Annotated in this window: 25 protein-coding genes; 14 read left to right on the top strand and 11 right to left on the bottom strand. The window is 63.2% G+C overall.

Going from position 1 to position 26,479, the window contains the following annotated elements; genetic code table 11:
• Positions 1 to 58 precede the first annotated feature (58 nt).
• Positions 59 to 1,285 carry an NADP-dependent isocitrate dehydrogenase gene (locus tag LPW26_RS08115; protein WP_238734111.1) on the bottom strand — a complete coding sequence of 409 codons (1,227 nt, stop codon included), beginning with the start codon at positions 1,283 to 1,285 and terminating at the stop codon, positions 59 to 61.
• A gap of 410 nt (positions 1,286 to 1,695) precedes the next feature.
• Here LPW26_RS08115 and LPW26_RS08120 point away from each other — a divergent pair, with 410 nt between their 5' ends.
• The 3 genes from LPW26_RS08120 (at position 1,696) to LPW26_RS08130 (ending at position 5,145) form a co-directional block, all read left to right on the top strand.
• Positions 1,696 to 2,895 carry a TrmJ/YjtD family RNA methyltransferase gene (locus tag LPW26_RS08120; protein ID WP_238734113.1) on the top strand — a complete coding sequence of 400 codons (1,200 nt, stop codon included), beginning with the start codon at positions 1,696 to 1,698 and terminating at the stop codon, positions 2,893 to 2,895.
• Between the two features lie 170 nt (positions 2,896 to 3,065).
• The gene (gene greA / locus LPW26_RS08125) at positions 3,066 to 3,548 is read left to right on the top strand and encodes a transcription elongation factor GreA (RefSeq protein WP_238734115.1); all 483 of its coding nucleotides are present in this window, start codon (positions 3,066 to 3,068) and stop codon (positions 3,546 to 3,548) included.
• Positions 3,549 to 4,326: 778 nt separating this feature from the next.
• Complete coding sequence (locus LPW26_RS08130) at positions 4,327 to 5,145, top strand: isocitrate lyase/PEP mutase family protein (RefSeq protein ID WP_238734117.1); 819 nt, start codon at positions 4,327 to 4,329, stop codon at positions 5,143 to 5,145.
• A gap of 187 nt (positions 5,146 to 5,332) precedes the next feature.
• On the opposite strand, the gene LPW26_RS08135 is transcribed toward LPW26_RS08130, so the two are convergent.
• From LPW26_RS08135 to LPW26_RS08145, 3 genes are all read right to left on the bottom strand, one after another.
• Complete coding sequence (locus LPW26_RS08135; RefSeq protein WP_238734119.1) at positions 5,333 to 7,174, bottom strand: ATP-binding protein; 1,842 nt, start codon at positions 7,172 to 7,174, stop codon at positions 5,333 to 5,335.
• Positions 7,175 to 7,246: 72 nt separating this feature from the next.
• Positions 7,247 to 8,029, bottom strand: coding sequence for a RhuM family protein (gene rhuM / locus LPW26_RS08140; protein ID WP_238734121.1), 783 nt, complete (start codon positions 8,027 to 8,029; stop codon positions 7,247 to 7,249).
• A 250-nt stretch (positions 8,030 to 8,279) separates the two neighbouring features.
• Entirely contained in the window at positions 8,280 to 8,603 is a 324-nt protein-coding gene (locus LPW26_RS08145; protein ID WP_238734122.1) for a DUF1476 domain-containing protein, read from the bottom strand.
• Between the two features lie 301 nt (positions 8,604 to 8,904).
• On the opposite strand from LPW26_RS08145, the gene purC reads away from it, so the two are divergent.
• The 6 genes from purC (at position 8,905) to LPW26_RS08175 (ending at position 13,114) form a co-directional block, all read left to right on the top strand.
• Complete coding sequence (purC, locus tag LPW26_RS08150; protein ID WP_182915243.1) at positions 8,905 to 9,672, top strand: phosphoribosylaminoimidazolesuccinocarboxamide synthase; 768 nt, start codon at positions 8,905 to 8,907, stop codon at positions 9,670 to 9,672.
• A gap of 171 nt (positions 9,673 to 9,843) precedes the next feature.
• On the top strand, positions 9,844 to 10,089 hold the full coding sequence (purS, locus tag LPW26_RS08155) for a phosphoribosylformylglycinamidine synthase subunit PurS (RefSeq protein WP_238734124.1): 246 nt from the start codon (positions 9,844 to 9,846) through the stop codon (positions 10,087 to 10,089).
• Between the two features lie 23 nt (positions 10,090 to 10,112).
• Positions 10,113 to 10,352: a DUF1664 domain-containing protein gene (locus tag LPW26_RS08160; protein ID WP_238734126.1), complete on the top strand. Its 240-nt coding sequence runs from the start codon at positions 10,113 to 10,115 to the stop codon at positions 10,350 to 10,352.
• Between the two features lie 56 nt (positions 10,353 to 10,408).
• On the top strand, positions 10,409 to 11,110 hold the full coding sequence (purQ, locus tag LPW26_RS08165; RefSeq protein ID WP_238734127.1) for a phosphoribosylformylglycinamidine synthase subunit PurQ: 702 nt from the start codon (positions 10,409 to 10,411) through the stop codon (positions 11,108 to 11,110).
• 298 nt (positions 11,111 to 11,408) lie between these two features.
• Positions 11,409 to 11,597: a DUF2256 domain-containing protein gene (locus LPW26_RS08170; RefSeq protein WP_238734128.1), complete on the top strand. Its 189-nt coding sequence runs from the start codon at positions 11,409 to 11,411 to the stop codon at positions 11,595 to 11,597.
• On the top strand, positions 11,594 to 13,114 hold the full coding sequence (locus LPW26_RS08175) for a cryptochrome/photolyase family protein (RefSeq protein WP_238734129.1): 1,521 nt from the start codon (positions 11,594 to 11,596) through the stop codon (positions 13,112 to 13,114). The genes LPW26_RS08170 and LPW26_RS08175 overlap by 4 nt, the downstream gene beginning before the upstream one ends.
• A 300-nt stretch (positions 13,115 to 13,414) precedes the next feature.
• Here LPW26_RS08175 and LPW26_RS08180 read toward each other — a convergent pair whose 3' ends face one another.
• Complete coding sequence (locus LPW26_RS08180; protein WP_238734130.1) at positions 13,415 to 13,933, bottom strand: PaaI family thioesterase; 519 nt, start codon at positions 13,931 to 13,933, stop codon at positions 13,415 to 13,417.
• A 137-nt stretch (positions 13,934 to 14,070) separates the two neighbouring features.
• Between LPW26_RS08180 and LPW26_RS08185 the strand changes: the two genes are divergently transcribed.
• Together LPW26_RS08185 and purL are read left to right on the top strand one after the other, a co-directional pair.
• Entirely contained in the window at positions 14,071 to 15,435 is a 1,365-nt protein-coding gene (locus LPW26_RS08185) for a TrpB-like pyridoxal phosphate-dependent enzyme (protein ID WP_238734132.1), read from the top strand.
• A gap of 368 nt (positions 15,436 to 15,803) precedes the next feature.
• Entirely contained in the window at positions 15,804 to 18,014 is a 2,211-nt protein-coding gene (purL, locus tag LPW26_RS08190; protein ID WP_238734134.1) for a phosphoribosylformylglycinamidine synthase subunit PurL, read from the top strand.
• A gap of 136 nt (positions 18,015 to 18,150) precedes the next feature.
• Here the strand turns inward: purL and LPW26_RS08195 are convergent, their stop codons facing one another.
• From LPW26_RS08195 to LPW26_RS08205, 3 genes are all read right to left on the bottom strand, one after another.
• Positions 18,151 to 18,828, bottom strand: coding sequence for a hypothetical protein (locus LPW26_RS08195; RefSeq protein ID WP_238734136.1), 678 nt, complete (start codon positions 18,826 to 18,828; stop codon positions 18,151 to 18,153).
• 269 nt (positions 18,829 to 19,097) lie between these two features.
• The gene (locus LPW26_RS08200) at positions 19,098 to 20,285 is read right to left on the bottom strand and encodes an acyltransferase family protein (RefSeq protein ID WP_238734138.1); all 1,188 of its coding nucleotides are present in this window, start codon (positions 20,283 to 20,285) and stop codon (positions 19,098 to 19,100) included.
• Positions 20,286 to 20,368: 83 nt separating this feature from the next.
• Positions 20,369 to 20,731, bottom strand: coding sequence for a DUF427 domain-containing protein (locus tag LPW26_RS08205; RefSeq protein ID WP_238734140.1), 363 nt, complete (start codon positions 20,729 to 20,731; stop codon positions 20,369 to 20,371).
• 164 nt (positions 20,732 to 20,895) lie between these two features.
• Here LPW26_RS08205 and LPW26_RS08210 point away from each other — a divergent pair, with 164 nt between their 5' ends.
• Together LPW26_RS08210 and LPW26_RS08215 are read left to right on the top strand one after the other, a co-directional pair.
• Positions 20,896 to 21,132, top strand: coding sequence for a BolA family protein (locus LPW26_RS08210; RefSeq protein WP_238734141.1), 237 nt, complete (start codon positions 20,896 to 20,898; stop codon positions 21,130 to 21,132).
• A 7-nt stretch (positions 21,133 to 21,139) separates the two neighbouring features.
• A complete protein-coding gene (locus LPW26_RS08215) occupies positions 21,140 to 22,342 on the top strand; it encodes a low temperature requirement protein A (RefSeq protein ID WP_238734143.1) in 1,203 nt (400 codons plus the stop codon).
• A gap of 138 nt (positions 22,343 to 22,480) precedes the next feature.
• On the opposite strand, the gene LPW26_RS08220 is transcribed toward LPW26_RS08215, so the two are convergent.
• The 3 genes from LPW26_RS08220 to LPW26_RS08230 form a co-directional block, all read right to left on the bottom strand.
• Positions 22,481 to 23,755: a hypothetical protein gene (locus tag LPW26_RS08220; RefSeq protein ID WP_238734144.1), complete on the bottom strand. Its 1,275-nt coding sequence runs from the start codon at positions 23,753 to 23,755 to the stop codon at positions 22,481 to 22,483.
• The gene (locus LPW26_RS08225; RefSeq protein ID WP_238734146.1) at positions 23,755 to 24,852 is read right to left on the bottom strand and encodes a phosphomethylpyrimidine synthase ThiC; all 1,098 of its coding nucleotides are present in this window, start codon (positions 24,850 to 24,852) and stop codon (positions 23,755 to 23,757) included. The genes LPW26_RS08220 and LPW26_RS08225 overlap by 1 nt, the downstream gene beginning before the upstream one ends.
• 234 nt (positions 24,853 to 25,086) lie before the next feature.
• Entirely contained in the window at positions 25,087 to 25,380 is a 294-nt protein-coding gene (locus LPW26_RS08230; protein WP_238734147.1) for a hypothetical protein, read from the bottom strand.
• Positions 25,381 to 25,603: 223 nt separating this feature from the next.
• Here LPW26_RS08230 and LPW26_RS08235 point away from each other — a divergent pair, with 223 nt between their 5' ends.
• Positions 25,604 to 26,338, top strand: coding sequence for a hypothetical protein (locus tag LPW26_RS08235; RefSeq protein ID WP_238734148.1), 735 nt, complete (start codon positions 25,604 to 25,606; stop codon positions 26,336 to 26,338).
• Positions 26,339 to 26,479: the final 141 nt, after the last annotated feature.

The following is a 26,479-nucleotide window of genomic DNA, read 5'->3' on the forward strand; positions in this document are numbered from 1 at the left end:
ACAAAGAAAAAGGCGCGGAGGGCATCCGCGCCTTTTTGATTCAGTGGTGCGCCGCGACTTAGGCGGCCCGGTTTTCGCTCATCGCCTTGTTGAGGTTCTGCGCGACCTTGTCGAGGAAGCCCTCGGTCGACAGCCAGCGCTGGTCGGCGCCGACCAGCAGCGCGAGGTCCTTGGTCATCGCGCCGGCTTCGACGGTCTCGACGCAGACCTTCTCGAGCAGGTCGGCGAAGCGGGCGAGCTCTTCGTTGCTGTCGAGCTTGGCGCGATGCGCGAGGCCGCGGGTCCAGGCGAAGATCGAGGCGATCGAGTTGGTCGAGGTCGCCTTGCCCTTCTGGTGCTCGCGATAGTGGCGGGTGACGGTGCCGTGGGCGGCTTCGGCTTCCACCGTCTTGCCGTCCGGCGTCATCAGCACCGAGGTCATCAGGCCGAGCGAGCCGTAGCCCTGCGCCACGGTGTCGGACTGCACGTCGCCGTCGTAGTTCTTACAGGCCCAGACGTAGCCGCCCGACCATTTCAGCGCCGAGGCGACCATGTCGTCGATCAGGCGGTGCTCGTAGGTCAGACCCTTGGCGTCGTATTCTTTCTTGAACTCGGCCTGGAAGATCTCTTCGAAGATGTCCTTGAAGCGCCCATCATAGACTTTCATGATGGTGTTCTTGGTCGAGAGATACACCGGGTAGTTCCGCATCAGGCCGTAGTTCAGCGAGGCGCGGGCGAAGTCCTTGATCGACTCGTCGAGGTTGTACATCGACATCGCGACGCCGGCGCCGGGCGCCTTGAACACTTCGCGCTCGATCACCTGGCCGTCCTCGCCGACGAACTTCATCGTCAGCGTGCCGGGGCCGGGGAACTTGATATCGGTCGCGCGATACTGGTCGCCATAGGCGTGGCGGCCGATCACGATCGGCTTGGTCCAGCCCGGCACGAGCCGCGGCACGTTCTTGCAGATGATCGGCTCGCGGAAGATCACGCCGCCGAGGATGTTGCGGATCGTGCCGTTCGGCGACTTCCACATGTTCTTGAGGCCGAATTCCTTCACCCGCGCTTCGTCCGGGGTGATGGTGGCGCACTTCACGCCGACGCCGACCTGCTTGATCGCGTTCGCCGCATCGATCGTGACCTGGTCGTCGGTCTTGTCGCGATACTCCATCCCAAGGTCGAAATACATCAGTTCCAGGTCGAGGAACGGCGTGATCAGCTTGTCCTTGATCATCTGCCAAATGATGCGGGTCATCTCATCGCCGTCGAGTTCGACGACGGGATTTTTCACCTTGATTTTCGCCATGCGGGATCGGGCCTTCTTTGGGACAGCGCTTCGTTCTGGGCGGGATTGGGCTTGAGCCGCGCCCGCTATAGCACCGGGTGCGCTGCGCCGAAAGGTGAATGGACGGGCAAAGGCGCAGGTTTTGCAACGTTCCAGCGGACGCCGGCGCACCGCTCCGGCAGGGCCGCGCGCGAACCGCTCCGCAGCTTCAACCTCATGTGAAGAATGAAGCGCCGCTCGCGTTCTTAACGAACCGTCAAAAGTCTTGGTAAACAATTTATTTCGCTTGAGAAAAGCCCTCAGCCTTGGCAACCCAAGAGCGCCGAAAGCAAGGCCGGAGGCGGCCTGGTTCAAGCTCCGCTATAATCTCACACCGCTCTCGCCCGGCTCATCGGCCGCGACCTGAGGGCGCTCATCCGAAAGCTTAGAAGATGGCCGGTTCAGGCACCGATAAATCCAAGCGCCAGACCGACCTAGCCGGTCCTGTTGTGATCCTGGTTGAGCCCCAGCTCGGCGAGAACATCGGGATGTGCGCCCGCGCCATGGGTAATTTCGGCCTGAAGCGTTTACGTCTGGTAAAACCGCGCGACGGCTGGCCAAATATCGCCGCGACGCGCGCCTCCGCGGGCGCCGACCACATCCTCGATGCGGTGGAGCTGTTCGACAGCGTCGAGGCCGCGGTGGCCGATTGCGCGCTGCTGTTCGCCACCACCGCGCGCGCGCACGATCAGGCCAAGCCGGTGCGCGGGCCGGAGGCCGCCGCGCAGGAGATCGTCGCCGCGACCGCGACGGGCGCGACGGCGGGCATCATGTTCGGCCGCGAGCGCCATGGCCTCGAGAATGATGAGGTCGCGCTCGCCAACCGAATCGTCACCTTCCCGGTGAACCCCGCCTTCGCCTCGCTCAATCTGGCGCAGGCGGTGCTGCTGATGGGCTACGAATGGTTCAAGCACGCCACCGGCGGCGCGCTGCCGTTCGACATGCCGGAGCGCTCCGAGCCGGCATCGCAGCATCAGATGCAGGCGTTCTTCGACAACCTCGTCGCCGAACTCGATCGCGTCGAGTTCCTCCGCCCGCCGGAGAAGCGCGACACCATGCTGGTGAACCTGCGCAACATCTTCACCCGGATGGACCCGACCAAGCAGGACATCCACACCCTGCACGGCGCCATCATGGCGATCGCCGAGGGCCGCAAGGGCCCGGCCAAGGGCGGTGTGCTCGACGGCGAGCAGGCGACCCGGCTGCGCGCGCTGCTGGCCGAGCGCGCGGCGGCCGGCGGCGGCGACGCCGACGGCGGGTCGCTGCGCGGGCTCGCCCGCATGCTCCGCCGCAACCCGACCGACGCCGAGCGGCTGCTGTGGGAACATCTGCGCAAGGACCGCCGCTTCGCCGGCACCTTCAAGCGCCAGACCCCGGTCGGCCGCCATATCCCCGATTTCGTCTCGTTTCCCCACCGCATCGCGATCGAACTGGTCAACCCGGACGAGAGCGACGCGATCGCCACCGACCGCACGGCGCGCAAGGACTGGCTGGAGGCACGCGACTACCGCGTCGTTCTGATCGAGGCCGCGGCGGTCGAGCGGGATATCGCCGACGTGCTGGGTCGGCTTGAGGTGGTGGTGAAGGGATAGGAACCACCGCCGGCGCCCGGATCGCCGCCCGCCGCGCCCTTCGACGATTGGCGCCTGGAGGGACGAAGCGAAATCCGGGATCGGGCGTTAGGTCATGTCGGCCGCGCAATCGCGCGGTTCGGATCGGATGTCACCTCGGGCGCTGGCCGCCTTTGACCACGGAGTTTTAAGTGAGCGTCGCCTTCACCAAGGAAGAAAGTGCCGAAACCGCATCGGAGACGATGCTGCCGGATCGGCCGATTTCCGAGCATCCCAATCTCGTCACCGCAGCCGGGCTGAAGGCGCTCGAAGCCCAGCTCGCGGAGGCGCGCGCAGGCGTCGAGGCTGCGGCCAAGATCGAAGACGTCAACGAACGCCGCCGCGCCGAGGCAATCCCCGCCCGCGACCTCCGCTATTTCGACATCCGCGTCCGCAGCGCGCAGCTGATGCCGGAGCCCGAGTCGAACGACGTTGTCGCGTTCGGCAGCACCGTCACCTTCCGCCGCCCCGACGGCCGCGTCCAGACCTACCGCATCGTCGGCGAAGACGAAGCCGATCCGAAGCAGGGCACGATCTCGTTCGCGGCGCCGGTCGCACGGCTGCTGATGGGGAAGGAAGTCGGCGACATGGTCGGGAAGGGCGCGCAGGAGCTGGAAGTGGTGGGGATCGGGTAGGCCGCGCAGGCAGGCGCGCCGACTGCCTCAACACAAGTGATCGTAGTGACCGTAGCCCGGGCGAGCGAAGCGACCCCGGGATTTATGCTGACCCTGCATATCGCTGCGCTCATGCAGGCTACTGGCTCCACCGGCGGCGTTAACTCTTTCGTCTCGCGCGGCGGCTGGGCGCGAACATCTAGCTCCTAGATCTGGCGTGCAAATGTGATCCTGCGCCGCAACATGCAGCCGTATCGTCTCGCTAGTCCCGATTCGCTGTGATTCGTCGGCGGTTTGTTCCGCCTGCGTTCCGAACGTTAATGAGGATCGGGCACTCTGTCGCAGGGTGGGACGACGCCGACGGCACCCCGTGTAGCCCGGGCGAGCGAAGCGACCCCGGGGATGATGCTGACGATGAATGTCGTTGCGCTGATGCAGGCAACCGCCACCACCGGCGGCGTTAACTCTTGCGCCTTGCGCTGTAATAGCGTGCGGACAGCGAGCCCCCAGATTTAGCACAATCACGCGCCTGGTGCCGCAACATGAGGACGCGTTTTCCCGCACGGCCCGATTCGCTGTGATTCGTCACCGCTTTGTTCCGCCAGCGTTCTGAACGTTAATGCGGGCGCGAAGCGGCGTCACAAGGTGGGACAGACGTCGCCGCCCGCGCACGTCTTCCTGCCGATTTCGCGGGCCCCATGTCACGTCGCGCCTGTGTCGATCGTCTTCCGCACAGCCGCTGGCCGCGAGGTCGCTCGCCGGCCGTGCTAGCCTGTCTCGAAAATCACGGGAGACGCCGATGACCACCACCTCGCAGAAACGCGCCACGTTTCGCCAACTGCATCAATCGGGCTGCTTCGTGCTGCCCAACCCGTGGGACGTCGGCTCGGCGCGGCTGCTGCAGCAGCTCGGCTTCAAGGCGCTGGCCTCGACCAGCTCGGGCTATGCGTGGTCGACCGGACGCGCCGACAACCGTGTCGGCTGCGACGACGTGCTGGCGCATCTGAGGGCGCTCAGCGCGGCGGTCGATCTGCCGATCAATGCGGATTTCGAAGGCGGCTTCGCCGACGATCCGGAAGGCGTCGCCGCCAATGTCACGCGCGCGGTCGCGACCGGCATCGCCGGCCTGTCGATCGAGAACTCGACCGGCGACGCGGCGCGACCGCTCTACGACGACGCGCTCGGCCTCGACCGTATCAAGGCGGCCCGCGCTGCGATCGACGCCACCGGCGAAGACGTGCTGCTGGTCGCGCGCTGCGAAGGCTTCCTGTGCGGCGAGCGCGACCTCGCCAGGACCGCGGCGCGGCTGGTGGCGTTCGCCGACGCCGGCGCCGATTGCCTCTATGCGCCGGGCATCTCGACCGCAGCCGAGATCACCACGCTGGTGAAAGCCGTCGCGCCGAAGCCGCTCAACGTGCTGATCGTGCAGCCGACCATGACAGTCGTCGCCCTCGCCGACCTCGGCGTCCGCCGCATCAGCGTCGGCGGCGCATTGGCGCGCGCCGCGTGGGCGGGGTTCTTGAATGCAGCCCGCGAGATCGCCGGGGAGGGGACCTTCACGGCCTTCGCCGGGGCGGCGAAGGGGGCGGAGTTGAACGGGTTGTTTGGGGGGAAGTGACGGTTGTCGTTGGCAAGCCTCGAAGCTTGGGTGAGGCGACGCCGACCGCGCGCGGTGAGATCGGACTCTGTCGCGCGGCGGCTCAGGATCGAGCGACTAGACCTCAAGGCCCAAGGCAACAAGGACAACGGTTAGCAAAGTCACCCCAGCCGAGATCACATGCGGCAGCGGCATACGCTTAAACTGCTTATTGGTGGTCTTCCAGTGCTACCGAATATTCTGCATCGGTGCCAGGTTTCGACACCCGCAAGCGTGCACCCAAGGCACGGCGCGCCGTCTGCAAAGAGTCTTGGTAGTCGTCTGCCGCGACGCTCAAACTCTCGGGTGAGAGCGCGCGTTCCACTGCGACGCTATCCCACTCTTTCATCAACTGCTTTGCCAAGGCGTAAACCACGGCCCGCCCGACGCGCAGCATGATTGAACGTTCCGCATTTTGCTGAACGAGTATGCGCATTGCGTCGAGGTCAGCCGCAGAAGCATACTCCATCTCAAGCAATGCTCGCATCTTTTCGATGGCAGGGTATTGCATATTGATGAAGAGCTGACCGGTGTCGATGTAATACCGAGCGGCTCGTCCCTTGACGCCTTTCTCCTCAATCTCTGCATCGTCATGCAAAGGAATAATCTCTGGCGCGCGTTCCATGTTCACAAACATATCAGCACGTTTCGCTCCTGTCGGAATTGCTGTGAGATCCCTGGGTTTGTGTCCCGCTGGGTCACCAGACCCGTTCAAGCGCGAATCGCCGAGGCCGTCGCCTCGAGACTCAGCTCCTGGGCCCTTACCTAGTTCTGCTAAGATGGGGCCGCTTCCCTTAACGCGCGGGCTGGTTCTTTGAACCTGAAGATCGTTCAGTAGTTTCTGTAGTTCGTCTCTGATATCGTTGCTTGATGTGCTTTCGGGTGCAAACGAACGGATGAGATCAAGTAGCCATATAGGCCGGTGATCCCGGACCGTTTCGGCAAAATCTTTCGTTGATATCTGATCCTGTTCGCCTCCGGCGTAGCGAAGAAATTGGCGATAGCCATCAGAAATGACCGGCGCATCGTCGGGCAACTCGATATGCACTGATATGTGTCGAGCGCCGAATGGGATTCCGAAGATTGGCGCATTTTGTGTCCATCCGCGCCCTTTGCCGACATCGTACATTTCGTCGCGATAAACGACTGCACATGTGCTCACAGCCGAAGCGATTGCGCCACTGATGGATCGGTTGTGCCCGGTCGCCTTGTCATAAGGCGCGTCATACAGATAATGAATTTTGATGCCACTAAGGGTGGTGACCGTCTCGTATTTCTCAAAGTGCCGCTCTAAACGCGCGGTGATCGGTTCAAACCCTCGGTTGCCGTCGAGTTTGTTGGTCCCTTTTTTCAGCACCATGCGGACACCCGGGGGGAGCCTATAGAAGCGGTGGTAAAGATATGTCGCTATCCATTGCGTATCTTGGACTGGATCTCCGTCGTAAGGATCGCGCACGGTGTCCTGCTCGGAGCGATTGCCCAGCAGCATAACCTCCGTCCAATCTGAGGATATGTCGCAGCCGTCTGAAACGACGGCAGCGGTCACATCTACAACCTCATGCACCTCGCCATCTTCGTCCTTGCGGCGTAGGCGACCGTATGCCCCCTCGCGTTTGCACAGAATAACCTCCGACACTCTGCCGTCTTTGCAGGAACGATAACGCATGCCATGCTGATTTGAGGGAAGGGAAGCAACTTTTGCGCCCATCCCAAAATTGCCGGTAAGACTCTTTTTCTTTCCGATCGAAGCAGCGATGTCGCACATTTGGTGCAGCTCCAGTGCACTCATGCCGGTCCCGGTATTCCAGATGACAAGCTTGCTCGCGCCATTGTGCTCGTAGGGCCTGATCTCGACCAAGCGTTCATTCTCCGGGGCAAGGCGAGCTGCTTCGAGCGCATTCATCGTGAGTTCTCGCAGCATCATGGTCTTAGGGCATCGCTCGATCATGCTAGCGACAAGGAAGTCCTCATCGCCGACTTTCAGTGGTGCAATTGCCGAATGAGAAGTCATCTCAACCCTCCAGCCAGCATATTTGAGCCAACTTCTTGTAGATTTCAATGATCGGATCACTAATCCTGCCGACTAGGAATCCGCTTGCGGGGCTACTGCTATATCTGGATGCGCCGCATGTAGAACCGGCTGTGCGCGGGGCAGATCGGAGTCACCGGTGATAATGTGTTGCTCGTGGTCTGCAGCGATGACCGCGGCCGCGGCGGTGAGATAGTTCTTCGAGATGGTGACGTCGCCTTTGCGGACGCGCTCGCCCTTCCAACTCGTCAGCGCCATGTTCGGCCGGGACGGATCGGCCCGGGCGACGATCAGTTCGGCGGCGGTCGTCCCGGTGATGGCGAACACCAGCTTGTTCTGGATCGAGGCGAAGAAAGTTTTGGCCGTCGCGGCCTTGGGGTCGTAATCGGCGCTGGTTGCGGCGAATAGGTCGCGGACTTTTTGATAGAATCGTTTCTCGGACGCCCGGATGTCACGGATGCGTTCGAGCAGCTCGTCGAAATAGTCGAAACCGGCAGGGTCCTTCAGGCGCTCGTCGTTCATGACGAAGCCCTTGACCAGATAGTCGTTCAGAACCTCGGTGGCCCAGCGCCGGAACTGAACCCCGCGCGCGCTGCGGACGCGGTAGCCGACCGCCAGGATGGCGGCGAGATTGTAGAGATTCGTTGTCCGACGGACTTGGCGTTCGCCTTCCAGTCGAACTTGTAAGGATTGCTTACAAGTTGCCTCCGGCGTCAGTTCGCCCTGCTGGTAGATGGCGCTCAGATGTTGGGTGATGTTCTGCGGGGTGGTCTCGAACAGCAGCGCGATCTCGGCCTGGGTCAGCCAGACCGTGCCGTCTACCAGACGAAGCTGCAATGCATCGCGGCCATCCTCGGTGCGGTAGAGGATCAGTTCGCCTTCGCCCTTGCCATCCTCAGGTGCCATGCCGCCTCACCGACGCTGTCCCGGCCTCGGAGATGCCGTCTCATCTTGAATCGGTTGGAGCGTGTTTGTGTCCAAGGGCCTCGACCTTCAAGATAAACAAAATGCCCGGGACCAGCCCGGGCATTTTCCAACTCTGCGGCGAAAGCACGAGGCGGGCCGCGGTATCCCGGGACCGCTCGCCTTACTTCCCGGCCTTGATCTCGATCACCGCCTGGGCGAGGAATTCGCCGAGCTTGACGCGGATTTCCGGCTCGGTGACCGTGATGCCCTTGTCGGCGAGGTCCTTAATGACCTTGCGGACGACGTCGGCGTCGCCGGCTTCCTCGAGGTCGGCCACCACGACTTCCTTGGCATAGGCCGCGGCGGCGTCGCCGGTCAGGCCCAGCTTTTCGGCGGTCCACAGGCCGAGCAGCTTGGAGCGGCGAGCTTCGGCCTTGAACTTCAGTTCCTCGTCATGCGCGAACTTCTTCTCGAATCCTTCCTCGCGCTTGTCGAAAGTGGTCATGTCTTGTTCCGATCTGGTCAGCCGGCCGCGGGAATGGGCCGGTTTGCGGTGGGCGGGTTCGATGCCTAGATATCCAGAGCGGAACGACAAGACAACTGCCAACAAGGACGCAGCCGGACGGGTAAAACTTGGCCGTACCCGGCCGGATCGATTGTGCCGGACCGGCCAATCAGCTAGGTTGCGGCGAGGCTAGGTTCTTGTTCTGTTTCCGGTTCCGGCCTTCACGGCAGCTCCGCCGTGGGTCTACATCCTCAGACGGAGCCACCAATCCATGGATTTCAACAAAACACGGTACATCCCCATGAGCCGGCGACGTCGCATTTATGAAGGCAAAGCCAAGGTGCTTTATGAAGGTCCGGAGCCCGGAACCCTGATTCAGCACTTCAAGGACGATGCCACCGCGTTCAACGCCAAGAAGCATCAGGTGATCGAGGGCAAGGGCGTCCTCAACAACCGGATCTCGGAGTACCTGTTTCAGCACCTCAACGACATCGGGGTGCCGACCCATTTCATCCGCCGGCTGAACATGCGCGAGCAACTGATCCGCGAAGTCGAGATCGTGCCGCTCGAAGTGGTGGTGCGCAACGTCGCGGCCGGCTCGCTGTCGCAGCGGCTCGGGATCGAGGAGGGCACCCAGCTGCCGCGCTCGATCATCGAGTTCTACTACAAGAACGATCAGCTCAACGACCCGATGGTCTCGGAAGAGCACATCACGGCGTTCGGCTGGGCGACGCCGCAGGAGATCGACGACATCATGGCGCTGGCGATCCGCGTCAATGATTTCCTGACCGGCCTGTTCCTCGGCATCGGCATCCGTCTGGTCGACTTCAAGATGGAGTGCGGCCGGCTGTTCGAGAACGACATGATGCGGATCATCGTTGCCGACGAGATTTCGCCGGATTCGTGCCGGCTGTGGGACATCAAGTCGAACGAGAAGCTCGACAAGGACCGTTTCCGCCGCGATCTCGGCGGCCTCCTGGAGGCCTACACCGAAGTCGCCAAGCGCCTCGGCATCCTGATGGAAAACGAGCGCCCGGTCGGATCGGGTCCGGTGCTGGTGAAGGGCTGAGGGCGCATCCACACGCACCGTCATTCCGGGGCGCCGCGCAGCGGCGAACCCGGAATCCAGAAGTTGTTACGACGATCGAGATTCCGGGTTCGCGCGCAAAGGGCGCGCGCCCCGGAATGACCAGCGGGGCGAGGCTGCGCCCGGCACGACGAGGGGACCATCGAGGCGATCATGAAGGGACGAGTCACTGTTACCTTGAAGAACGGGATCCTCGATCCCCAGGGCAAGGCGATCGAGGGCGCGCTGAAGTCGCTCGGCGTCGCCGGCATCGCCAGCGTGCGGCAGGGCAAGGTGTTCGACATCGAGCTCGACGGCGCTGCTGATAAAGCCAAAGCCGAAGCCGCGCTGAAAGACGCCGCCGACAAGCTGCTGGCGAACACGGTGATCGAGAATTATCGCGTCGAGGTGCTGGGCTAGGGTCAAATTCAGAGGATCAGGTCATGGCTGAAGTGAGCAATGAGTTGATTTTTGAGGTGCTGAAGCAGGTTCAGCACCGATTGGACAAGGTCGACCACAAGGTCGACGAATTGAAGTCCGAAATGAACGCCGTGCGTGGCTATTTGATCTCCATGCAACAGGACGTCCAGAACGTGTACGCAATCCTCGGTCGCTTCGATGGTCGGCTCGAACACATCGAGCGCCGTCTGGATCTGAACGACGCGCCGACGATGTCGACCTGACACGAAGCAGTGGATTAGATCGTCCCAGACCCGCTCTACGCTAAATCGGAAATTGCATGAAATCCGCTGTCCTCGTCTTCCCCGGCATCAATCGCGAGCGCGACATGGCGCGCGCGCTGAAACTCGTCTCCGGCACCGATGCCGCGATGGTGTGGCACGCCGACACCGAGCTGCCGCAGGGCACCGACCTCGTCGTCGTCCCGGGCGGCTTTTCCTATGGCGATTATCTGCGCTGCGGCGCGATCGCCGCGCGGGCGCCGGTGATGGACGCGGTGCGCAAGTTTGCAGCCGATGGCGGCCTCGTGCTCGGCGTCTGCAACGGCTTCCAGATCCTGTGCGAATCCGGCCTGTTGCCCGGCGTGCTGATGCGTAACGCGCGGCTGAAATTCATCTGCCGCGACGTGCATCTGCGGGTCGAGCGCGCCGACAGCCCGTTCACCCGCGGCTACACCGCCGGACAGGTGATCAAGGTCCCGGTGGCGCACGGCGAAGGCAACTACGAAGCCGACGAAGAGACGGTGAAGCGCCTCGAGGGCGACGGCCGCGTGCTGTATCGCTACTGCTCGCCCGAGGGGGAGATCGGCGAGAGCCACAACATCAACGGCGCCGCCGCCTCGATCGCCGGCATCGTCAACGAACGCGGCAACGTGCTTGGCATGATGCCGCATCCGGAAAACCACGTCGAACCGATCATGGGCTCGACCGACGGCCGCGGCCTGTTTGAAGGCCTGGCGGCGCATCTGAAGGCGGCGGCATAGTTAACTGCCGTCATTGCCGAGCTTGACCCGGCAATCCATTGCCGCGCTTCCCTGCCTCTCGTTCGTCATTCCGGGGCGCTCGCGTAGCGAGCGAACCGGCAATCCATAGCCACTGTGCTTTGTTGTGAGTCGCAGCGTCGGCGATGCTGTGCGCCTCCGCGAGTCCAGGGGATATGGATTCCGGGCTCGCGCAAGCCCGTCCCGGAATGACGAACGAGAGGGTCCCGGCGCGGCCGATGCAACCGTTTCCCGTCCCCCGCGTACCTCATCCGGCACCTACCGAACCTGTCGGACCCCTATGCCCCGGATGCGATCCAAAACCGACCTGCCTGAGAAGACCTGCGTGGCCTGCGGCCGGCCGTTCGCGTGGCGCAAGAAGTGGGCGCGGGACTGGGACGGGGTCAAGACCTGCTCGGAGCGCTGCAAGGGCGAGCTACGCCGTGCCAACCGCACCACCGGGACAGCCGCGGACGTCGCCCGCGCATGACGGCATTGCGGCTCGTCCTCGGCGACCAACTGACCCGCGACATCGCGGAGCTGCGTGACGCGGCAGACGGCGACGTGGTGCTGATGGCCGAGGTTGCAGACGAGACCACCTACGTCAAACATCACAAGCAGAAGATCGCCTTCGTGCTGTCGGCGATGCGGCACTTCGCCGGGGAGCTGCGCGCCGACGGCCTCCGTGTCGACTACATCGAGCTGAATGCGCGCGGTAACACCGGTTCGATCGCCGGCGAGCTGAAACGGGCGGTGAAGCGCCACAAGGCGTCGCGCGTCGTCCTCACCGCGCCGGGCGAATGGCGGCTGATGGCGGAGTTTCGCGCGCTGGATCTCGGCGTGCCGGTCGAGATCCGCGAGGATGACCGCTTCTTTGCCACCACGGCGCGGTTCGCCCGATGGGCCGCCGAGCGCAAGGCGCTGCGGATGGAGTTCTTCTATCGCGAGATGCGGCGCGAGACCGATCTGTTGATGCGAGGTGACGAGCCCGCCGGCGGGCAGTGGAATTACGACAGTGACAACCGCAAGAGGTTGCCAACGTCGGTGGCGGTGCCGCAGCGTTTCGGCGTCAAGCCGGACGCCATCACTCGCGAAGTGATCAAGCTGGTTGCGGCGCGGTTCGGTGATCATTTCGGCGACCTCGACCCGTTCGAATGGGCGGTGACCCGCGCCGACGCGCTGCGGGCCTTCGAGGCGTTTCTCGAACACGCGCTGCCGAATTTCGGTGCCTATCAGGATGCGATGGCGACCGGCGAGCCGTTCGTGTTTCACGCGGCGATCTCACCCTATCTCAACGCCGGCCTGCTGACGCCGCGCGAAGTCTGCGTCGCGGCCGAACGCGAATACATCGCAAAGCGCGCACCGCTGAACGCGGTCGAAGGCTTCATCCGCCAGATCCTCGGCTGGCGCGAATATGTCCGCGGCGTGTACTGGCTGAAGATGCCGGACTACGCGCAGACCAACGCACTCAAAGCCACGCGCGATCTGCCCTGGCTGTACTGGTCGGGCGAGACCGAGATGCACTGCATGGCCGAGGCGATCGATCACACCCGGCGGCACGCCTATTCGCACCACATTCAGCGCCTGATGGTGACGGGCAATTTCGCGCTTCTCGCCGGCGTCGATCCCAAGCAGATCGCCGAATGGTACCTGGTCGTCTATGCCGACGCGTATGAGTGGGTCGAGCTGCCGAATGTGCAGGGCATGTCGCAATTCGCCGATGGCGGGTTGCTCGCCTCGAAGCCCTATGCGTCGTCCGGCGCCTATATCGATCGGATGTCGGACTTCTGCAAAAGCTGCGCTTACGATGTGAAGCAGAAGTCGGGACCGAAGGCCTGCCCGTTCAACTATCTGTACTGGGCCTTCCTGATCCGCAACGCGCCTCAGCTGCGCGGCAATCAGCGTTTGGCGATGCCCTATCGCAGGCTGGCCGGCTGGGATGAGGCGCGCAAGGCAGCGATTACGGCAGAGGCGGAGGCGTTTCTCGACGGGCTGCCGACGAAGTAGCCTAGGCCACCCACGAAGTCCTTGCTGCGCTTCTCCGCGCCACAAACCTCTCGTTCGTCATTCCGGGGCGCGCGCAGCGCGAACCCAGAATCCATACCCCCTTGCGATGCTGATTGAGTCCGGCGTGGCTACTGAAGGTGAGTAACCGCGAGTGCGGTGGTTATCGATTCCGGACTTGCGCGCGGCCCCGGTGGCGCGCAATCCGGAATGACGGGGAGGGGCGGTGCTTGGCAACTTCGGGATTCCGGGTTTGCGAGCTGCGCTCGCGCCCCGGAATGAATCGCGGAGCGACAGCTTCCCTCAGTGACTATCCGCGACCTCGGTCGCCGGCACCTTGCGCTTCACGCGCTTGATCGTGCCGGAGAAGGTGAACAGCGGGCGGTCGCCGCTTTTCAGCATGCCGCGGACGAAGATCAGCGACTTGCCGGCGCGGGTGACTTCGCCGAACGCTTCGATCAGCTCGCCTTCGAAAGCCGCGTCGAGGAATTCGGCGCCGAACGCCACCGTTACGCCCGGTCCGTCGAGCTCCCGTGTGGCGATGGCGAACAGGCAGTAGTCGGCGAACGTCATGAAGCAGCCACCGTGCACGGCCTTCATGCCGTTGAGGTGCTTCTTCTCGACCCGGAAGGCGCAGCGGACGCGGCCGTCGTCATCGATGCGGTGCCAGAACGGCCCGTTGTGCGACTCGAAGGTGTCGCGCGTCCAGGTCCGCCAGCCGGCGAACTCGCCCTCGGTCGCGATCGTCAGGTCCGGGCGGTGGGAGCGGGTGTCGGCGGTCTGCTGCACGGCGGAATTATCCTTTGGTCGAGCTCTCTCCATAAATCCGATGATGCGCTGCAATGCAATCGCCGCCGGGCACGGAGCTGCGTCATTCAATTGACACGGCGCAATTGGCAGGCCGGTCCGCGCTGTAATACCCTCCCGGCCACACAATGGGCCGCCTGAGGGAGAACAGAATGAGCGACCAGATCAAGTACGTCCTGGACGAGGAGAACATCCCGAAGTCCTGGTACAACCTCAATGCCGACTTCCCGACGCCGGTGCCTGCGGTCCTGCATCCGGGCACGCATCAGCCGGTCGGCCCGAGCGATCTGGAGCCGCTGTTTCCGATGGAGCTGATCCTCCAGGAGGTCGCGACCGATCGCTATATCGATATCCCTGCGCCGGTGCGCGACATCTTCCGGATGTGGCGGCCGTCGCCGCTGGTGCGGGCGCGCCGCCTCGAGCAGGCGCTCGGCACGCCGGCCAAGATCTACTACAAGTACGAGGGCGTCTCGCCCGCCGGCTCGCACAAGCCGAACACCGCGGTGCCGCAGGCGTGGTACAACAAGCAGGCCGGCATCAAGAAGCTGTCGACCGAGACCGGCGCCGGGCAGTGGGGCTCGTCGCTGGCGTTCGCCGGCTCGCTGTTCGATCTCGACGTGCTGGTGTTCCAGGTCCGCGTCTCGTTCGACCAGAAGCCGTATCGCCGCGCGCTGATGGAAACCTACGGCGCACGCTGCATCGCCTCGCCGTCGACGGAGACCGACTCCGGCCGCGCCATCCTGGCGCAGAATCCGGACAGCCCCGGCTCGCTCGGCATCGCGATCTCCGAAGCGGTCGAGGTCGCGGCGAAGAATCCGGACATCAAATACGCGCTCGGCTCGGTGCTCAATCACGTGATGCTGCACCAGACCATCATCGGCCAGGAAGCCATCGCGCAATGCGAAATGGCGGGCGACGATCCCGACGTGATCATCGGCTGCGCCGGTGGCGGCTCGAACTTCGCCGGCCTCGCGTTCCCGTTCCTCGGCCTGCAGCTGCGCGGCGGCCGCTCGCGTCGGATCATTGCGGTCGAGCCGGCGGCGTGCCCGACGCTGACCCGCGGCACCTACGCCTACGATTTCGGCGACACCGCGCATCTCACGCCGCTGGTGAAGATGCACACGCTCGGCTCGACCTTCATCCCGCCGGGCTTCCACGCCGGCGGCCTGCGCTATCACGGCATGAGCGGGATGGTGTCGCACGCCTACGAGCTCGGCCTGATCGAAGCGCGCGCCTACAAGCAGGTCGGCTGCTTCGAAGCCGGCGTGCAGTTCGCCCGCACCGAGGGCATCGTGCCGGCGCCGGAATCGACCCACGCGGTGCGCTGCGCGATCGACGAGGCGTTGCGCTGCAAGGCCGAGGGCAAGGCGGAAACCATCCTGTTCAACCTCTCCGGCCACGGCCATTTCGACATGCAGGCCTACATCAACTACTTCGAAGGCAAGCTGGTCGATCAGGACTACGACGAAGCCGACCTCGAAACGGCACTGGCGGCGTTGCCGGCGGTGGCGGCTTAAGCCACGAGGCACTGCCTAACCTCTCCCCGCATTGCGGGGAGAGGTCGGATTGCGCAGCAATCCGGGTGAGGGGCCAGGCACAGCATCAACCCGGGCCTGCCTTCTCGGGTCAGCACGCGCGCTGCGCGGCGCCGTGCGCCTCCGCACCATCTTGCTCGACGCTGGCTCACTGCCATGCCCCTCATCCCACCCTTCTCCCCGCAAGGGCGGGGAGAAGGAGCCGGCCGCGGCTGGGGCGGCTGTTTCGGCCGTCAACCCCACGAAAGCTGCTGGAAAACCGGCCAGAAAACCCTTTCCCCACAGGGCCGATCTTTCTACATAACAGCCAGCCGCGCCGGCCCCTCCGGCGCGCCGAGGAATGCTGCCCTATGTCCGCTCCCGAGCCGAAGATCACCCCGGAACTGATCGCCAGCCATGGCCTCAAGCCGGACGAATATCAGCGCATTCTCGACCTGATCGGGCGTGAGCCGACCTTCACCGAGCTCGGCATCTTCTCGGCGATGTGGAACGAGCACTGCTCGTACAAATCCTCGCGCATCCACCTGAAGGGGCTGCCGACCAAGGCGCCGTGGGTGCTGCAGGGGCCGGGCGAGAACGCCGGCGTGATCGACATCGGCGACAATCAGGCGGTGGTCTTCAAGATGGAGAGCCACAACCACCCGAGCTATATCGAGCCGTATCAGGGCGCCACCACCGGCGTCGGCGGCATTTTGCGCGACGTCTTCACGATGGGGGCGCGGCCGATCGCCTGCCTCAATGCGCTGAGCTTCGGCGATCCGAAGCATCCCAAGACGCGGCACCTGGTGTCCGGCGTCGTCGCCGGCGTCGGCGGCTACGGCAATTCGTTCGGCGTGCCGACGGTTGGCGGCCAGACCCGTTTCCACACCCGCTATGACGGCAATATCCTGGTCAACGCGATGGCGGTCGGCCTCGCGGATGCCGACAAGATCTTCCTCGCGGCCGCTTCCGGCGTCGGCATGCCGATCGTCTATCTCGGCTCCAAGACCGGCCGCGACGGCATGGGCGGTGCCACCATGGCGTCGGCGGAGTTCGACGAGGGCTCGGAAGAGAAACGCCCGACCGTGCAGGTCGGGGATCCCTTCGCCGAGAAGCTGCTGCTCGAGGCCTGCCTCGAGATCATGGCCAAGGATTGCGTCATCGCCATCCAGGACATGGGCGCGGCGGGCCTGACATGTTCCGCCGTGGAGATGGGCGCCAAGGGCGACCTCGGCGTCGAGCTCGATCTCGACGCGGTGCCGACCCGCGAGACCGGCATGACCGCCTACGAGATGATGCTCTCGGAAAGCCAGGAGCGCATGCTCATGGTGCTGAAGCCGGAGAAGGAAAAGGAAGCCGAGGACATCTTCCGCAAATGGGGCCTCGACTTCGCGATCGTCGGCTACACCACGCCGACCAAGCGCTTCGTCGTCAAGCACGGCGGCGAGGTGAAGGCCGACCTGCCGATCAAGGAGCTCGGCGACGAGGCGCCGCTCTACGATCGCCCATGGACCGAATCGCCGAAGCTGCCGGTGATCCACGCCCGCGACATCAACGCGCCGATGGGCGCCGCCGAGGCTCTGGAGAAGCTGCTGGCGACGCCGGACCTGTGCAGCAAGCGCTGGGTCTGGGAGCAGTACGACCACGTCATCGGCGGCAACACGCTGCAGCGCCCCGGCGGCGACGCCGCGGTGGTCCGTGTCGAAGACGGACCGAAGGGTCTCGCGCTCACCGTCGACGTCACGCCGCGCTATTGCGAGGCCGATCCGTTCGAGGGCGGCAAGCAGGCGGTGACGGAAGCCTATCGCAACATCACCGCGGTCGGCGGCAAGCCGCTGGCGATCACCGACAATCTGAACTTCGGCAATCCGGAGCGGCCCGAGATCATGGGTCAGCTGGTCGGCTGCCTGAAGGGCATCGCCGAAGCCTGCATCGCGCTCGATGCGCCGATCGTGTCCGGCAACGTCTCGCTCTACAACGAGACCTCGGGCCGCGGCATCCTGCCGACCCCGTCGATCGGCGGCGTCGGCGTGCTCGACGACTTCGCCAAGTCGGCGACGCTGGCGTTCAAGGCCGAAGGCGAGGCGATCCTGCTGATCGGCGAGACCAAGGGCTGGCTCGGCCAGTCGGTGTACTTGCGCGACATCTGCGGCCGCGAAGAAGGCGCACCGCCGCCGGTCGATCTCGCCTGCGAAAAGCGCCACGGCGACGTCGTTCGCGGCATGATCCACGCCGGCACGGTGACGGCGGTGCACGACCTCTCCGACGGCGGGTTGTTGGTTGCGCTGGCCGAGATGGCCATCAGCGGCAACATCGGCGCCTCCCTCGACGCGCCTCCCGGCGAGACCGTGTCGCACGCCTGGTGGTTCGGCGAGGATCAGGCCCGCTACGTCGTCACCGTGAAGCAGGACGATCTGCTCACCACGCTGTCGAAGCTGAAAAACGTCGGCGTCCCCTGCACCCAGATCGGCACCACCGGCGGCCACACGCTGAAGATCGAAGGCGAACGCACCGTCGATCTCAAGGCACTGCGGCATGCGCATGAGCATTGGCTGCCGGACTACATGGCGGGGAAGGCGTAGACGCTTTCAAGGTCCGATCCGTCGTGCCTAAGTAACAAGCCGCAGGGGTTATGGATTCCGGGTTGGCGCCAAGAGGCGCGCCCCGGAATGACGAAAGAGACGTGGGCGTCACAAGCCTTGCAGCATGCCTCTGCGTTTAGCCCTCGGCGGCTGTGCGGACCGCCATCTCGAGTCGTGACATCTTGTGGCCTTGCCCGGACCGGCTCAACGCAACAAAGAATTCGCCGCCAATCGTCTCGACGAACGCGGCCTCGCGTAGTTTGGTCAGGCCGAGGTCGTGGAGATCGCCGAGCATCAGCCGGAAGCTGGACGGCGTGAAGCACCACGAATGCAGATCGAGGAATGCGCCACCGCGCAGGGCGGCCGAGCCGCTGACAGCATCCGGCATGCCGTGGATGAACGACAGCGTTTCAGCCGTGGCTTCCGTCCAGGATGATGTCGGGGCGAGCCGGCAAACGTTCAAGTAATAATCGATGGCGGTTCCCACCGAGTGGTTCGACCGCTTGGCTTCGTGTGCATCGATCACGGCCGCGAGCGAGGTCGTGCGTCGCAGGTGGTCGAAGCAGAACCGCTTGTCGGGGATCGCCAACGCCAGCATGCCGTCCCCGGTCAGGACCTCCTCGCAGCTCTGCAGAAAGGCGATGAGGTCGGGTGAATGTTCGATGACGTGGGACGCGACGATCCAGCCGTAGCCACCGGGTTTACCGGTGAGGTCCGCGTAGCTTTCCCCATGCCAGACGTGATCGACGAGCTCGATCGCATCGAGATCGACGCCGTGTTCGGCGTATTTCTCGCGCAGGCCTTCGGCGCTCATGTGATCGACGATCTCGACGGAAAATCCTTCGGATTTCGGGCACAATGGTGCGTGGCTCGGACCGATCTCGAGCCCGGGCTGTTCCCTGTCGATGAACGACCTGATGATCGCCTGTCGATCCGCGCCTCCGACGCGTGTCGCCAGTTTGCGCGGCAGAATGTTCGATCTGAGCGCGGCTCGAAGGAGTCCGCCGAGTGTCGCGCGTAACCGCATCAATAATCACCTTGAGATATCCATAGAACGTCACACTCTATGGTCCGGGTGATCGCTCACAACACCCGGTAGGCCCCCGGGATTTTCCGCAGCAGCGCTGTGGTCGCCCAGCTCAGCAGCAGGCCGAGCACGAACACGGTGCTGGCCTTGGCGATCGCCGGCCATTCCAGATCGTACAGCGCGTATTGCAGCCACAGCATGTAGGCGTAGTGAACCAGAAAGATGCCGTAGGCATCGTGCTGCAGCGGGTCGAGGATGCTCCAGCCGGCGCGCTGGAAGCGCAGGAAATAGGCCAAGATGGCGAAGATCACGGTGACGCTGAACGCCGCGAAGGCGAGGCCGTAGCCGGCTTCGTACCACATCGGCAGATCCGGCGGATTGTCGAGGATGCCGCGCTTGATGCCGATGAAGCCCCACATCGCCGCGTAGGGCAGGACTGCGAGCAAAGCCCAGATGTACCATTGCTTCGCCAGCCGGCCGCCGGCGCTGATCACGCCGAATTCAGGATGACAGGCGCCGATTCCGGCACCCATGAAGAAATAAGCCGCATACAGCAGGATGCGGCTTTCCTGCACGGCGAAGGGGCCGAATTCGAGCCATTGGTTGGGCCCGAAATACACCCGCGCCGGCACGTATAGCGCTGCGGTGATCGCGAACGTCGCCACGATGTAGACGAACGGCCGCTGGTAGCCGAGCGACGCGAGCCGGTTGAGCGGATCGAGCGTGTGCCGCGAGATCCGGTACATCGTGCCGCCGATGAAGGTGTAGATGAACAGCACCCACAGAAACCACAGCGGGCCGCTCGGCCATGGACCGACCGTGATCATGTTGCGGTAAAAATCGACGAAGCTCAGCATCGGGTCGGCGCGCAGCGCGATCGCGTAGTAGGCGATCGGAATCACCGTGAAGGCCGCGATCGCGAACGGGATGCCCAGCCGGATCGCGCGGTCGCGCGCCAGCGACCCGATCTGCGGGCGGTGATCCAGGCTCGGCCAAAGAAACAGTCCCGACAGCATGAAGAACATCGCCATGAAGAAGCTGTCGGTGGCGAGCACCACGCAGTCGAAGCCGATCCAGGAGGCCGGGTCGGTGTGGCCGAAATGGGTGTAGGGGATCACCGAATGGTGAATCAGCACCAGGATCGTGAGGAAGGTGCGGGCGCGGTCGAGCGACAGGTCGCGCACGCGAACGGCGGCAGGCGCAGCCGCGGCAAGGCCATCTCGCGTCGGATAGGTTGTGGTCACGGTGTTTCTCCGTCCATCCGCGGCGGAACAATGCCACGAACTGCCGGTCCGGCAAGATGCAATGTGGACAGGTGCAACGACTGTTAGGTCGACATTTCGTCGATTTTGACCTTGTCCGGGTAGAAAGCCAGGAAGCCAGCAATCTCCGTCATGGCTGGAAACGGCGCCTCATAGCTCCAGATGGCATTGTCCAGCGTGGTGCCGCCGGCGTCGATGCTGAAATAGCTGGCGTCGCCCTTGTAGGGGCAGTGGGTGCTGCGCGCGGTCTTGTGCAGCAGCGCCATGTTGGCGTCGGCCCGCGGGATATAGTGCACCGGCGGATAGCTGGCCTCCTTCAAGGTCAGCGCCTGGCTCGATTCGGCGATCACCACATCGCCGGCGGTGACGCGCACCCGCTTCGGATTCGGCGTGATCGTGATCGGGTGATCGGGACCGGGAATTCTCATGGACGTTCCTCGCGATAGGCCGGGCTGCGGCGGGCGCCGCGCTTCAACCAGATGTGCGACCTCGGCGGGCTTTGAAAGGGCCACGCTGCACTATAGTATCTCACAGGTACGGGATGGCAGATGCCGGAGCCACCCTGAATCGATCAAATTTCGGAGGACTTGGAATGCCGATGGATGCCCGCGACATCGAGGCCATGATCAAGGCCGCGATTCCCGACGCGGAAGTGACGATTCGCGACCTCGCCGGCGATGGCGACCATTACGCCGCGACGGTGATCTCCGAGTCGTTCCGGGGCAAGTCGCGGGTGCAGCAGCATCAGATCGTCTACGCCTCGCTGCGCGGCCAGATGGGCGGCGTACTGCACGCCCTCGCGCTGCAGACCGGCGTGCCGGAAGCCTGATGGCCCCTTGGGGCGCCGCATTGTGACGGGCGCCGAGGGCGCCCGCAATCTGCTCCGCGTGCGCAAGCCGCACGAGCACAGCCGCGTCACCTATGTCGAACTGTTCTTCGACCTGGTGTTCGTGTTCGCCGTCACACAAGTCTCGCACTTCCTGCTCGCGCATTTCACACCGATCGGCGCGCTGCAGACGTTGATCCTGATGCTGGCGATCTGGTGGGTGTGGGTCTACACCTCCTGGATCACCAACTGGCTCGATCCCGAACTCACCCGCGTGCGGCTGATGCTGTTCGCGCTGATGAGCGCCGGCCTCTTGCTGTCGACCTCGATTCCGCGCGCGTTCGAGAGCCGCGGCCTGTCGTTCGCGCTGGCCTTCGTGGCGATGCAGGTCGGGCGCAGCGCCTTCGCGACCTTCACGACGCCGCGCTCCGAGCCGCTGCGGCTCAATTTTGTCCGCATCCTGAGCTGGCTGGTGATCAGCGGCGTGTTCTGGCTCGCCGGCGGCGCGCTCGACGGCACCGCGCAGATCGCACTGTGGCTGGTCGCGCTGGCGATCGAATACACCGGCCCGGTGGCCGGCTTCTACGTGCCGTGGATCGGCGCCTCGACCACGCAGGACTGGAGCGTCGAAGGCGGCCACATGGCCGAGCGCTGCGCGCTGTTCATCATCATCGCGCTCGGCGAATCGATCGTGGTGACCGGCTCGACCTTCGCCGGCATCGAATGGACGGTGACGACGTTCGGCGCCTTCGCCTCGACGCTGCTCGGCGCGATCGCGATGTGGTGGATCTACTTCCACATCGGCGTGCATCTCGGCTCCGAGCGGATCTCGCAGTCGAGCGATCCCGGCCGGCTGGCGCGGCTCGCCTACACCTACATCCATCTGCCGATCGTCGCCGGCATCGTCGTCACCGCCGTCAGCGACGAGCAGGTGCTGGCGCATCCCTCGGGCCATTCGAATATCGAAGTCACCCTCAGCACGATCGGCGGCCCGCTGCTGTTTCTGATCGGGGTGCTGCTGTTCAAGCGTGCGGTGCGCGGCCATCTGCAGCCGTCGCACCTGGCCGGGATCGCGGTGCTCCTGGCACTGATCCCGTTCGCGCCGCTGATGGCGCCGCTGGCACTGTCGATCGTCACCACGGCGATCCTGCTGGCGGTAGGCATCTGGGAAGCGGTGTCCCTCGGCGCCGCCGCGCGCTCGCCGGTGGAGTGATGGGCGGGGAGTGGGCTAGAGACGTCGTCGAGTTGGCGTGAGTATCGCTGAGGTCCGCTAAGGGCCAGAAGCGGACGACAGGGAAGCCCCTATGGGCCGCGCCGACTTGATTCGAGTGCAGCATATTGCAAACAACATCTAGACTAAGCCAACCTCAGACAGGTAGCGCCGCAATAACGCCCGTAAGCGGATCGTGTCCATGAATCCCAGACCATCGATGATTTTGTAGCTTGAGTCCACGATTGTTCTAACGGCACTGCCGACTCGTAGTGGGTCAAGACCAAATGGCGCTCCAAATGCCCCTCCAACGACACCGGCAATCGTCGAATCGAATCTACGATCAGGTAGTTTCGATACTGGTTCCAACCATTTCCATTGTTCGTCAAAGAGTAGTTCATATCTCAGAATTCGAACGGCTTCGGCGAACGTCGGAAGATTGTTCTTCGCACACCAATCAAACAACCTATTCGCAAGATATTCCCGATAATACATTGCGAAACTTCTAAGCGGATTGTGGGTCGATACGATCTGAGCAATCCTTATATCCGAGAGCGCAATCCAAGCGATTTGCCTCACACCAATCCCGTTCATAACTGCTGCAAATAGATACGGGTTCATCGGACTAACGCTCCAGCGATCAATCACCGGGCGATCTACTTGGTGCCGCATGGCTCTAGAGATGTCCGGCTTTGTGAATAGAGAAGCGTTATGGGCGCCGCCGTTGGCCAATTGGTACAGCGCGGTAGTTCGCGTCAGCAATTTGTCTATCGAGCCAAAAGTAACATCGGCCGAAAGAATCTCATCCTCAACAGTGGCGCGACTGAAATGATTGCGTGCGCTTCGGTCGGCCAGAGACATCATATGATAGTCTGCGAGATCGCGACCTCTATGACTGAATTTCGCTCCAAATCCGAACTCCGCCAATCGCCTGATGCTTCCGCCGTCACTCAATGCTTCGGCGTCCTCAACAATCAGCCCTCGGAACAGCCGTTCAACGCTGTCAATCCGAGGCTCGACGCGCATTTGAGGTCCTATGTAGCGCTGCCAATTAAGTGCGCTTTTGCCAGGTTGCTCAGCAATAAATGCGCTTGTTGGCCGAAGTGTCAGCTGCTTTGCTAGCCTAGTGTCAGACTCGCGCTCTAGAAAATAGTCATTGACACTCCCAAGACCCGGCCGACTTGTCAAAGTCGGGCCAACTGCAGGATCATCAAACAGGAGTTGAAATTCGCTCACGGCAGCAAGAGACGGTTGGGACTGCCAGACGAAAGGAGTCCCTACCAAAATCTTGAAGCCCAATATCGAAAGAACAATGAATTCAAATGATAATTGCTGTGTAGCCCTTGCAGGCTCGCCTTGCGCTGCGTTGTCCGCGGTTCCCAGATAGATGGGCGCGTTTAAATCAGGATAAAGCATCACCGAATCGTATTGGTCGCAATGTCATAGGCTTTATGCACCAAGGGGCAAAGCCGTTCGCAGCGACTACAGCCAGTCTCTTTGCTGTCCATTACGCAACTTTGTCTCGCTGCTCGACGATTTGCGATGAGTTGCTCCTCCCGCATAGCATCTTCGCAATAACTGGTCGACGCGACTTGCGCCGCTACAAGAGCCGCTTGCAGCCCTTCCTGCATTTGCCTAAGATTTGGGACGCCACCTTGGTGCTCCACAGCGGTTATCGCATTTATCACTCCGCCGCGACTAAGGCTCATAAATTGAGCTGCTCCTATCGCGCTGGCGATATGGTCGCCAATCGGGTAACGGTCGCTGACCATTGGGCCGAGTGGCATCGGCGGAACATCGAGGGGTTCGATAAGGCGCCAATAATCACTCAATTGGTCTGCGCGAATGTGCCCTGGTCCCTCAAGGACAACCTTGACGCCCTGGCTTCGCGCCACCTCGACATATTCAGCTTGAATTCGGATTTCTTCTTTCACTACGTCATCCAGTCCATCTGCCACGGTCGCCGATCGAAAGGCAGTCCCAAGATTAATAACTGTCCCTGCGTCGCTAGCGATTCGGCATATGTCGGGAAAGAGCAAAGCAAAAATACTACGCTTGCGGTCATTTATAAGCATATCGCGAATTACTACGCCTCCGCCGCGACTCGTCGTAGGTATCTTGCGTACCCTGCAGGCGAGTTCGAATAATTGGCGAGTTGGAGAGCAGTGGATTGTAATGAAATTTACGCCTCGGGAGGTGACATTCCTAATTCGCTCAAGAAGGGCGTCTTCCTCGAGTCCGCGAGATTCGGAGAATAATGTGTAGTGGGGCAACATGCCAATTGGACCTGAGAAAACACTGCGAATGACGGCCCAAGGCTCCGGATCAATCGCCTCGATGCTAAGATCCATCAACAGGTCGGGCCGAAGAGAGCCACCAAGCAGGGCACTGATTTTGGAAATCTCGCGATGAGCTTTAGAGGAGTTCTCGACCCCAAAACTCAGGTTGACCCGAACCGGCAAGCCGGCGCCTACGCGAAGTCGGTCCGGAGAATTATAGGTAACATGCGCCATGTCGGCCTCGCCCTTTTACAATCAGCAGTATACAATCTATAGAGTGATTTCCAGCGGTTGTAGGCTGGCCTGTTGCCGTGGCACGAGATCTAATCGTACCCCCCCCAAAAACCGCTTAGGGTCAAAACCGGAAGACTCAAGGCGATCCGCGAGTGGAGTGACGGGCGCAGCAGATTCGGAGCGGGATGTGCGGGCTGAACCCGGCGCGGCGATCTAGCATCGTTGCCCTTGATTCTACTGCCGCTGACTCTTGCATCTTGACCATACGATCATCGCCGAACCGACCGTCAGCAAGGCGGACACGATCCAGATCGGCGCCAACATGAAGATGGCGATCGCGCCCTGGCCGCAGTTAGTGGCAAGGCACGCGGCCCCGAACAAGTATGGAAAGCCCCCGAGCAGGAGCAGGAGGGAGAGGGCGGTGCTGAGCCAGATTCCTTTGGCGCCCCATCGCGCCCCGAATAGCCACGGCAGGGCGGGAAAGCCGAACGACAGAACAACCAGAGCAATCATCAGATGATCGAACATGCTGTTGGTCTGTGGCGCGAGGCAAGCAGTTCAAGCGGCGAGCGTGCTCTTGTCTCGTCACTTGCTATCCCGAGTTCGGCAGCGGGACCGAATGCCGACAAGTCATGCGTCCACTCGACGACGGACCGCGTCGCCGAACGCTTGGCGGTTGACGCGCGGGCGCGCAGCCTTAACGAAGGCTTTAGGGCGACGCGGCACCGTGGCTCGGAGCGGAGGGGCTGGGTTGTCGAACTGGCGGGACGAGAAGGCGAAGGCCAATGCGCAGGCGCTGGCGCGGCTGAGCAAGCGGCTGCCGGACGCGTTTCCGCAGGCCGTGCTGGTGCGGGCGCGCAGCTGTGCGTGGGCGCCGTCGACGCTGCGGGTGGCGATCGACGGCTATTGGCGCGCGCATCCCTTGCGCGCCGAGCGGCTCGCCCGCGCACTCGCCGCCCGCAGCGGCGCGCCGGAAGGATGGCGCTGGCAGATCGGCGGCGATCCGGACGCGGGCCTGCCCACCAGCTTTCGTGCGCCGCCGGCGCCGTATCGCGAAAAAGCCTTCGCGAAAGGCGCTGGCTTCTGCTGCGTCTGCGGCCAAGCAGTGTACCGGTTCGGCTGGCACGCCGATCTGTGGGATGCCGGCCCCAACAAGAACGCCACGTGGCACAGCGCTTGTGTGGTCGCCTGGCAGCTGTGGAATGCGCCGAGCGCCCAGGCCAAGCTGCTGCGCAAGCTGCAGGGCCGGCGCTGCGGCACCACCAACCGGCGCCTGTTGAAGACCTCGGAGGTCGATCATCAGGTGCCGCTGTTTAAGGTCTGGCGCCAGCACCGCGACACGCCATGGCCGCAACTGCTCGGCTATTGGGGCCTGCCCAACCTGCAAGTCATCAACCGCGAAGTCCACGCCGCCAAATGCGCCGAGGAAACACGCGCGCGTAGCGCGGCCCGCGTAGCAGCATCGACCGAGTCTGCGACCGCGTAGAAGCCTCTCCCCGTCATGCCCCGGTGCAATCGTTCGTGCCAGCCACGGGCGCTTCTTTACCCTCCCCTGGAGGGGGAGGGTCGGACCGCATCTCGCGAAGCGAGATACGGTCCGGGGTGGGGTGAGCCGCGGGCACAGCGG

Origin of the sequence: Rhodopseudomonas infernalis (assembly GCF_022271405.1) — a bacterium.
Taxonomy (GTDB): domain Bacteria; phylum Pseudomonadota; class Alphaproteobacteria; order Rhizobiales; family Xanthobacteraceae; genus Rhodopseudomonas; species Rhodopseudomonas infernalis.